General features: G+C 71.5%; 7 protein-coding genes and 1 tRNA gene. 3 read left to right on the top strand and 5 right to left on the bottom strand.

Going from position 1 to position 9,507, the window contains the following annotated elements:
* Window positions 1–37 precede the first annotated feature (37 nt).
* Entirely contained in the window at window positions 38–1,690 is a 1,653-nt protein-coding gene (locus tag JGS39_RS11845) for a dynamin family protein (RefSeq protein WP_219568822.1), read from the bottom strand.
* A 317-nt stretch (window positions 1,691–2,007) separates the two neighbouring features.
* Between JGS39_RS11845 and JGS39_RS11840 the strand changes: the two genes are divergently transcribed.
* From JGS39_RS11840 to JGS39_RS11830, 3 genes are all read left to right on the top strand, one after another.
* A tRNA-Arg gene (locus JGS39_RS11840) sits at window positions 2,008–2,080 on the top strand.
* A gap of 215 nt (window positions 2,081–2,295) precedes the next feature.
* On the top strand, window positions 2,296–2,985 hold the full coding sequence (locus JGS39_RS11835; RefSeq protein ID WP_219568820.1) for an SDR family NAD(P)-dependent oxidoreductase: 690 nt from the start codon (window positions 2,296–2,298) through the stop codon (window positions 2,983–2,985).
* Window positions 2,986–3,251: 266 nt separating this feature from the next.
* The gene (locus JGS39_RS11830) at window positions 3,252–3,566 is read left to right on the top strand and encodes an L-rhamnose mutarotase (RefSeq protein WP_219568819.1); all 315 of its coding nucleotides are present in this window, start codon (window positions 3,252–3,254) and stop codon (window positions 3,564–3,566) included.
* 16 nt (window positions 3,567–3,582) lie between these two features.
* Here the strand turns inward: JGS39_RS11830 and JGS39_RS11825 are convergent, their stop codons facing one another.
* The 4 genes from JGS39_RS11825 to JGS39_RS11810 all read right to left on the bottom strand — a co-directional run bounded on the left by JGS39_RS11825 (window position 3,583) and on the right by JGS39_RS11810 (window position 9,393).
* On the bottom strand, window positions 3,583–4,032 hold the full coding sequence (locus JGS39_RS11825) for an anthrone oxygenase family protein (protein ID WP_219568818.1): 450 nt from the start codon (window positions 4,030–4,032) through the stop codon (window positions 3,583–3,585).
* Between the two features lie 90 nt (window positions 4,033–4,122).
* Window positions 4,123–5,724, bottom strand: coding sequence for a vWA domain-containing protein (locus tag JGS39_RS11820; RefSeq protein WP_219568817.1), 1,602 nt, complete (start codon window positions 5,722–5,724; stop codon window positions 4,123–4,125).
* A 133-nt stretch (window positions 5,725–5,857) separates the two neighbouring features.
* Entirely contained in the window at window positions 5,858–6,736 is an 879-nt protein-coding gene (locus tag JGS39_RS11815) for an ABC transporter permease (protein WP_219568816.1), read from the bottom strand.
* Complete coding sequence (locus tag JGS39_RS11810; RefSeq protein ID WP_219568815.1) at window positions 6,733–9,393, bottom strand: alpha/beta fold hydrolase; 2,661 nt, start codon at window positions 9,391–9,393, stop codon at window positions 6,733–6,735. The genes JGS39_RS11815 and JGS39_RS11810 overlap by 4 nt, the downstream gene beginning before the upstream one ends.
* Window positions 9,394–9,507: the final 114 nt, after the last annotated feature.

The following is a 9,507-nucleotide window of genomic DNA, read 5'->3' as shown; positions in this document are numbered from 1 at the left end:
CCCCGGCCCTGTCCCGGACCTTCGTCAGTGACGGCAGTCATCGCTGCCACCTCTCCTTCTGCAGTACGGACAGAGCGGCGATCAGTTCGGCCTGCGGCTCGGGGGCCACGTCGAGTGCGTCCAGCGGGGCGAGCCGGCGGTCGCGTTCGCCGCCGAGCACCTGGTCGAGATAGGTGGTGAGCAGCGCGCCGCCCTTGTCGCGCAGGCGCAGGGCGCCCTGGACGCCGATGCGTTCGGCCAGTTGTTCTCCTGCGGTACGGGCCCGGCGTCCGCCGAGCAGGGCGGCGGCGAGGAGGGCTGCGACGGTCTCGGCGTCGGGCGCGGTGTTGCGTTCCATGAGCCGCACCTCTTCCTCGGCCAGTTCCTCCAGGACCCGGCGCCACCTCCGTACGGTCATGGCGATCCGGCCGCGGATGTCCTCGGGCGGCCCCCAGCCACCGGCCTCCCGGCCCGTGGTCTCGAAGCCGAGGACGGCGGCCGCGGGTTCCCGCCGCCAGGTCGTGCGGATCGTTTCGTCGGCTGCGGCCACCGCGCACTCCAGGAGCGCGGCGAGGGATTCCACGAGTGCGTCGAGCACCTCCTCCGAGGTGGTGTAGAGCGGATAGCCGCGCCACCGGGTCCGCGCGTCCCCGGCGAGCGCCCCACCGCTCTGGAGCCGCTTCCGGACGCGTGCGCCCTCCTTGCGGTACGCCTCCTCCACCACCCCGGTCAGCCGTACGGCGGCCGCGTACTGCGCCGCGACGGCTCCGGCCAGGGCCGGCATCCGGACGTCGAGGGAGTCGATGACCCCGGCCGCCGTCCGCCCGACCGCCTGCTGACGGGCCGCCGGATCCTGCGCGCGGTGGGTGAGCCAGGCGCGCAGGGGGGCGACGGCCGTGGTGGGGAGCAGTCCGCTGCCGCCACCGGCGGACTCGGGCAGTTCGGGGATGGTGAAGCGCGGCACCTCGCCGAGACCGGCCTTGGTGAGCAGCGCGCCGTACTGCCGTGAGACCTCGGCGATGACCTGGTGCGGTACCCGGTCGAGGACGGTGACGAGGGAGGCGTCGTACTCCTTGGCCGTACGCAGCAGATGCCACGGCACGGCGTCGGCGTAGCGGGAGGCGGTCGTCACCATGACCCAGACGTCCGCCGCGCAGATGAGTTCGGCGGCCAGGACACGGTTGCGTACGACGAGCGAGTCGATGTCGGGGGCGTCCAGCAGGGCGAGGCCGCGTGGCAGCCCGGCGGCGGTCTCGACGCGCAGGGCGGTCCCTTCCTCGGCCGCGTTCCCGTCGGGTCCGTCGAGGTCGTCGCACTGACCGGGGTCGGCGGACTCCTCGGGCGGCAGCCAGACGCGGGTGAGCTGGGGCAGCACCCGGATGTCTGCGAACCAGTGATGATCATCCGGATGGCAGACGAGCACCGGCGTGCGCGTGGTCGGCCGCAGCACCCCTGCTTCGCTGACGCGCCGTCCGACGAGTGAGTTAACGAGCGTCGACTTGCCGGCGCCGGTGGATCCGCCGATGACCGCGAGGAGGGGAGCCTCGGGGTCCTTGAGCCTGGGCAGCAGGTAGTCGTCGAGCTGGGCGAGCAGCTCGATCCTGGTCTGCCGGGCGCGTGGAGCTCCTGGCAGCGGGAGTGGAAGACGCACGGCAGCGACACGGTCGCGCAGGGCGGAAAGTGCGTCGATGAGCTGAGGCCGTACGTCCAAGGTCACCACATGCGAAGAATGCCCAATTTTGGTGCCTTTTTGAAGCGTATAGACACCTCTGCGCGCCGGTTCCTCCGTCCGGACAGAGGGGACGAGTGGGGCGCAGGCATAACGAGTGCACAACACCCGGGGCGTCAGGCGTCAAAAGCGATGCATGAATCGCACCCACCTGCGATTATCGTCTCGCTTCACCGAACCTCCACATCGTGCCACGCAGGTGAAGCAACCGGGCCGAGTCAATCGGAGCCCTATCCTTGTCCCGGCAAGGTCACGGACCGCCTGGGTCCAGGGCTTCAGGCCACCGAGGCCACCACCCGGCCCCCGTAGCTCAGTGGATAGAGCAGGCGCCTTCTAAGCGCTTGGCCGCAGGTTCGAGTCCTGCCGGGGGCGCATCAGCCCAGCCCGTATCAGACCCTCCCTCGGGAGGGTCTTTTCAGCAGGTCACAGCACGGTAGCGAGACCGGCGTAGCGAACGCGTAAGCGGCAGCGGTCGCGCGGCGCTCCGGTCGCGCGGCCCGGCAGGCTGGTCCCGCAGTCCGGCGGTCCCGCGGGCCACGTCGCAAACCACTGGCGGGCCGCGTCGCACCGGGGAGACGCTGCACCCCATGACGACAACCTTGATCACCGGGGCCAACAAGGGCCTCGGCCACGAGACCGCCCGCCGCCTCACCGCCGCGGGGCACACCGTCTACGTGGGAGCGCGCAACGTCGAGCGGGGCTCGGCGGCCGCGGCCGCTCTCGGTGCACGGTTCGTACAACTCGACGTCACCGACGACGCGTCGGTCGCCGCCGCTGCGGCCACCATCGAGTCCGACGGCGGCCTGGACGTTTTGATCAACAACGCCGGAATCGAGGTGCGGTCACCGGAAGGCGGCATCATCGGAGCCGCCGAGCTGACCGCCGACGTGATGCGAGAGGTCTTCGAGACCAACGTCTTCGGACTGGTCCGGGTGACCCACGCCTTCCTGCCCCTCCTGGAACGTTCCGCCGCCCCCGTAGTGGTCAACGTCAGCAGCAGCCTCGCCTCACTGGCCCAAGCCGGCAAGGGCTACCCGGGCGTCGCCTACCCGGCCTCCAAGACCACGGTCAACATGCTCACGGTGCAGTTCGCCAAGGCGTTCCCGCGCATGTGGATCAATGCCGTGGAGCCCGGCTACACCGCGACGGACCTGAACCGGCACGAGGGTGCGCAGACCGTCGAGCAGGGCGCCGAGATCATCGTGCGGATGGCCCGGCCGGGGCCGGACGGCCCGACCGGCGGCTACTTCGACTCGGCGGGTCCACTGCCCTGGTAGGCGCCGGGAGCCGCGGCCGTCGCACCCGCTAGGCAGCGAGAGGGCGAGGCAGCGAGGCGGCGAAACAACAGGAGGGCTGCGGGACTGCGGGACGCCAGGGCCGCGCGTCGACAGGCTGCGGGACGGGACAACGCGACCACGGGCATGCTGCGCCATTGACCGGGAGTCCGTCGCCCGTCTAACTTTCGACGAGCTCGATTGAAACCTTTCAGACCGTGCGCCCTGCGGCCCCGCACCGGCGCGCCCCTCGCCCGGGAGTCCCGATCATGCAGCGCGTCTGCTTTCTGCTGAACGTACGCAAGGACCGCATCGCCGAATACCGCGAGCGTCACGCCGCCGTCTGGCCGGACATGCTCGCGGCGCTCTCCGAGGCGGGCTGGCACAACTACTCGCTCTTCCTCCGCGAGGACGGGCTGCTCGTCGGCTACCTGGAGACGGAGGACTTCGACGCGGCCCGTGAGGCGATGGCCGCGACCGAGGTGAACGAGCGGTGGCAGCGTGACATGGCGGGCTTCTTCGAGCAGCCGGAGGCGGCGGACGAGGCGATGGTGCCGCTCACCGAGGTCTTCCACCTGGCCTGAGGCGGCCCCGCGCCCGTCAGAGGCCAGCAGCCGCCATCAGGGCGAACGCGGCCAGCGAGAGCGCGGTACGGAAGCGGTGGAGGGCGTTCCAGCGGGCTTCGAACGCGGTACGGGCCGCGCTGTCGTCCCCGCCCTCGGAGCCGGCCAGCGTCTGGTTCAGCGGGATGTTGCCGGCGATCGTCACCAGGTGGGAGACGACGGCGCATGCCAGCGCCGCAGCGACCAGCGGCCACCCGTCCTCTCCGTACTCGGTGAAGGCCGCGACCGCCGGGAAGGCGATCACTCCGAGGAAGAGGACAAGGAAGGCGGGCCCGGGAACCTTCTCGTTGAAGCGGCGCATGCCCGCCGTGAAGCCTTCGTCCGGCAGTGCGGCGAGCCCGGGCATGATCGCGACGAGGAACGTCAGCATGAAGCCGGCGTAGAGGCCGGTCGTGATCACGGCGAGAGTCAGGAACAGGGAGGCCATGGGCCCATCATGGCCTGACGGAACCGGCCGTACAGGCTGAATTCGCAAGCCTGTACGGCCGCCCTTCGCCGCGACGTGATGCAGCGCCGGTCAGTCCATCTCGCCCTCGCCCGCACCCGTTCCGGTGTCGGTACGGCCTCCCTTGAGGCGGTCCGCCTCGGCGATGGCGGTGGCCAGCTTCGCCACGGAGGCGTCCTCGGTCGTCCGCGCCAGTTCGTCGGCCCTGGTGGCCAGTTCGCCCAGCCCGGGCGCGCCCGGGAGCGAGCCGCCTCGCAGGTTTTCGGCGAAGTATGCGGCAGCTGCGGTCACTTGGAGCCGGGTACTGCTTGCGCCCCACAGCCTGCCGTCGATCGCGCCGGTCTCGACCGAGCCCGTCTCCTCGTGCGCCGCCCGGGACTTGGGGTCCAGCCAGCGCACGGTCGCGGTGGCCACGTGACCGGAGGCCCCGTCTCGCAGGCGTACGGCGTAGAGCGCCGTCACCGTGTGGCCGGGGCCGATCTCTCCGCCGTCCACGCTGTCGTCGCGGAAGTCGTCGTCGGCCACCTTGCGGTCCTCGTAGCCGATCAGCTTGAACTTCTCCACGGTCTTCGGGTCGAACGCGACCTGCGCCTTCGCGTCGCGCGCCGTCAGTTCGATGTGGGCGGGCAGCTGGTCGACGAAGACCTTGCGGGCCTGTTCCTCATCGGCGATGTACGTGGTGTGGCCGTCGCCCTTGTTGGTGAGGCGTTCCATGAGGGCGTCGCCGTAGTCGCTGCCGACGCCGACCCCGAAGAGGGTGATGCCGTACTCGCGGCGGGCCGAGTCGACGCGTTCGAGGATCGCGTCGGCGTCGGTGTCGCCGGTGTTGGCCAGCGCGTCGGAGAGCAGGACGACGCGGTTGTTGGCGCCCTTGCGGTGGCCGTCGACGGCTTCCTCGTAACCGCGCCGGACACCTGCCCCCACATTGGTGGAGTCGGCGGGCTCCATGGACTCCACGGCGTCGTGGATCTTCCCGCGGTGGTCCTTCAGCCGGGTCATCGGCAGGACGGTCTTCGCCTCGTCGCTGAAGGTGACCAGGGAGACGGAGTCGTCGTCGCGCAGCTCGTCGGTGAGGATGCCGAGCGAGGTCTTCACCAGGCCGAGCCGGTCGGACGAGGCCATCGAGCCGGAGATGTCGACGACGAAAGTGAGGGCGGCGGGCGGCCGTTCGCCGCTGCTGGGCGCGGCCTTGGTGGCAAGACCGACCCGTACCAACGACCAGTCCCCGTCCGCCCCGCCGGCCCGTGCGCCGTCGACGGAGACGGTGAAGCCGTTGCCGTCCGGGCGGTGGTAGCCCTGCCTGAAGCTGTTGACGAACTCCTCCGGCCGTACGGTCTCCGGGCCCGGCAGCCTGCCGTCGGCGAGGGTGCGGCGCGCGTAGCCGTACGAGGCGGTGTCCACGTCCAGCGCGAAGGTGGACAGGTAGTCGGGCGCGGCGGACTCCCTCAGCCGGTCCGTCTTCTCCGCGCCGTCCGCAGGCTTCGCCGCGTCCGCGGCCGCCCCGCCCGTGGAGGCCGCCCCGCCGGTGGCGGCCGGTGCGGGACCGGCCGCCCGTTTACCGCTGTCGGCGCTACTCGTGTCGTTCGTACCGCCACCGGAGCAGCCGGTGAGAAGTACGCCCCCCGCCAGGAGCAGCACTGCCGCTCCTCGGTACATCCGTGTCCCGTGTCCCATCCTTCGGCCCCCAGTGTCGTCGTGTCACCACTTGTGAATGTGACGTGCGAGCGGGGGCGCCGGAGCCGTCGAGGACGTTGCGGAACGATCTCGATGCGGCAACGACGGACGGTGATCCGGCGGAATGTCAAGGTCAGGACACGATGTCCTTACGACTGAACCCCCGGAAGGCGAAGGCGAACAGGATCAGGGCATACGTCACCGAGATCGCCGCGCCCTTCGCCATGCCGGCCCACTCCAGATCGGGCTGGAGCGCGTCGGCCCACGCGAACTGCCAGTGGGCGGGCAGGAAGTCGCGCCAGGAGCCGAGCGCGGTGACCGCGTCCAGCACGTTGCCGACGATGGTCAGTCCGACCGCTCCGCCGACCGCGCCGAGCGGGGCGTCCGTCTTGGTCGACAGCCAGAACGCCAGCCCGGCGGTGACGAGTTGGGAGACGAAGATGAAGGCGACGACGAGCGCGATCCTGGGCACGGTGTCCCCCGTCGCGAGCGCACCGCCGGTGGGCAGTTCGAGCGGCCCCCAGCCGTAGGCCGCCGCCCCCGCGGCCAGCGCGACGAGCGGCAGCAGCACCATCGCGGCGAGACTGAAGCCGAGCGCCACGACGAGCTTGCTCCACAGCAGCCTGGCCCGGGGCACGGGCGCCGCCAGCAGATAGCGCAGCGAGGACCAACTGGCCTCGGAGGCCACGGTGTCGCCGCAGAACAGCGCGACCGGGACCACCAGCAGGAAGCCGGCCGAGACGAACAGACACGTCGCCGCGAAGTTCGCCGCCGAAGCGGTCGCGGTGTCCATCAGGGTGACCCGGTCGCCGCCCCCGGGGCCGCCGTCCGGGGTGCCGCCGATGGCGAACGCGATGATCAGGATGAACGGCAGCGCGCCCAGCACCCCGCCCATAAGGAGGGTGCGCCGCCTGCGCAGCTGGCGTACGGCCTCCACGCGCAGCGGAAGGGTGCGCCGGGCACGGTATCCGGGCGCCTCGGGGGCCTCGGCGACTTCGGCTGCGGTACTCATGCGGAGCCTCCGGAGATCAGGGTGAGGAACGCGTCCTCCAGGCGGCGGTGCGGCCCGACACCGGTCAACGGCACGTCCAGGCGCACCAGTTCGGTGACGAGCTGCGGCGATGTGGCGCCGTCGAGCCGGACGAGCAGCCCGTGCGCGTCGTCGGTACGGACGGCGGAGCCGATGCCCGCGAGTGCGGCGATCTTCTCGACGAGCGGTTCGGTGATCTCCTCGGCGGAGGTGACCAGCACCATGTCGCCGGAGCCGGTGATCTCGGCGACGGGGCCCGCCTGGACGAGCCGGCCGCGGTCCATGACCACCAGATGGGTGCAGGACTGCTCGACCTCGGACAGGAGGTGGCTGGAGACGATGACGGTTCGGCCGCCGGCCGCGTACCGGATCATCACGTCGCGCATCTCGCGGATCTGGGGCGGGTCGAGCCCGTTGGTCGGCTCGTCGAGGATGAGGAGGTCCGGCATCCCGAGCATGGCCTGGGCGATGGCGAGGCGTTGCCGCATGCCCTGCGAGTACGTGCGGACGGCCCTGGCCAGCGCGTCGCCGAGCCCGGCGATCTCCAGGGCCTCCTCGATGTGCGAGTCATCGGTGGGTCGTCCGGTGGCCTGCCAGTACAGCTCCAGGTTGGCGCGGCCCGACAGGTGCGGCAGGAAGCCGGCGCCTTCGACGAACGACCCGACACGGGACAGCACCGGCGCACCGGGCCGGATGGCCCGTCCGAAGACGCGGATCTCGCCGTCGTCGGGCGTGATGAGCCCCATGAGCATGCGCAGCGTGGTGGTCTTTCCGGCGCCGTTCGGCCCGAGGAGCCCGAGCACCTGCCCCTTCTCGACCCGGAACGACAGCTCCTTGACCGCGTACCGGTCGGCGGACTTGGCGTACTTCTTCGACAGGCCGGTGATCTGCAGCGGTACGTCGGTGAGTGCGGGGTCCGGGGCCGGGGTGGCGGTACGGCGCCGGGCGGTGAGCAGGAGGGCCGCGGCGATCACGACGGCGGCGGCCGGGAGCCCCCAGGTCCACCAGGGCAGCGTGGCCGCCGCCGTCTTCAGACCGGGCGCGGTGGGGATGGTCAGCGGGCCGTCGAGGGAAACGGTGTACGTGGTCGGCGCGGCCGGGGACGCGTAGCCGAGGTCCGTGGCGGCCAGCACGAGGCGCAGGCGGTGTCCCGAGTCGAGTTCGTGGTCGACGGCGGGCAGCGTCAGCTCGATGGGCTTGCCCTGCTGCGCGGGGGTGATCCGGTAAGGCGCGACGAGCTGGGAGGGCAGCACCTGCTGCTTCCCGTCCGGCGACACGTCGTACACCTTGCCGAAGAGCACCGCGTCGCCCGCTCCCGCCTTCACGTTCACGCGGACGGTCGGTGAGCCGGTGACGCGCCGCGAGGTCGTGAGCGGGGCGGAGTCGAAGCGGGCGTACTGCCCGGGGAAGTCGATGGAGAGCCCGACGCCGAACGTGGACAGCTGGGCGAGGCCGCCGCCGACGCCCGGGACGGCGGAGATGGCGGGCGGGTTGGCTCCGGCGGGATTACTGAACTTCTGCGTGCCACCGCGCAGCTCGACGCTCTCCGCGCCGCTGCGCAGCCCGGGGTAGGTGTCGCCGCTCGCGCCGCGGGTGAGGGCGGCCCCGTCGGTGGAGTCGATGCCGCCGGTACGGGTGACGCGGAAGGCGGGGCCGGTGGCGGCGCCCTCGTCCCCCTTCAGATACCGGTCGAACCAGCCCCCGACGCGCTTCCGCACCCGGTCGCTCTCCATGTCGCCGCCGTCGTGCCCGCCGGCGATCCAGTCGACGGAGACGGGTGCGCCGTTGGCCTTGATGGCCCGGGCCATGGCGTCGGCCTGGCCGAGCGGGAAGAGGGAGTCGGTCTGCCCCTGCACGATGAGCGCGGGCACCTTGATGCGGTCGGCGACGGCGCTCGGGGACCGTTCGGTGAGCAGGGCGCGCGCGGCGGCGTCCGGCTTGCCGCTGACGGCGACCCGTTCGTACATGTCGCACAGCTGCTTCTCGAAGTTCCCGCAGCCGCCGCCGGTGGTGACGAAGATGCCGGCCCAGAGCTTCTTGAACACCCCGTCGGGGAAGAGCGCGTCGGCAAGGTTCCAGTACGTGATCTCCGGGGCGATGGCGTCGACGCGCTTGTCGTATCCGGCGGCGAGGAGCGAGACGGCGCCGCCGTAGGAGGCGCCGGTGATGCCGACGCGCGGATCGCCCTTGGCATCGAGCTGGACCTCGGGGCGGGCGGCGAGCCAGTCGATCAGCCGGGAGACGTCCTTGACCTCGCGGTCGGGTGCGTTGAGCGAGATCTTGCCCCCGGACTTCCCGAACCCGCGCGCGGACCACGTCATGACGGCGTACCCGTCGGCGGCCAGCTGTTCGGCCTGGTCCCGCGTCTCGGCCTTGCTGCCGCCGAACCCGTGGCCGATGAGCACGGCGGGCCGGCGCTGTGTGCCGCCGGTGGTGAAGTACGAGGTGTCGACGGACACCCCGTCGACGCGCATCATCCGGTCCTGCCGGTGGACGGCCGGTGCGCTGTCGTCGGCCACGGCGGTCCAGGTGCCCGCCCCGGCCAGCACGACGAGCGCGGCGATACCCGCCGCCCACCGGCCTCGGGAGCGGGGCAGCAGACGCCGCCACCTGGACGTACGCGCAATAGGGGTCTCCATGATGTCGAGCCTAAGCGGACCGCCGCCCCGCGTACGCTGCCGTCAGGCGGAAGTGCCCGGCCTCCTCAAGGCGTACGGCGCTCCCCCGGCGTACTCCGCTCGCGGTATGCCCAC

The organism is Streptomyces poriferorum, from assembly GCF_019399235.1.
In the GTDB taxonomy this organism is placed as follows: domain Bacteria; phylum Actinomycetota; class Actinomycetes; order Streptomycetales; family Streptomycetaceae; genus Streptomyces; species Streptomyces poriferorum.
This window is presented reverse-complemented; position numbering and strand designations above follow the sequence as displayed.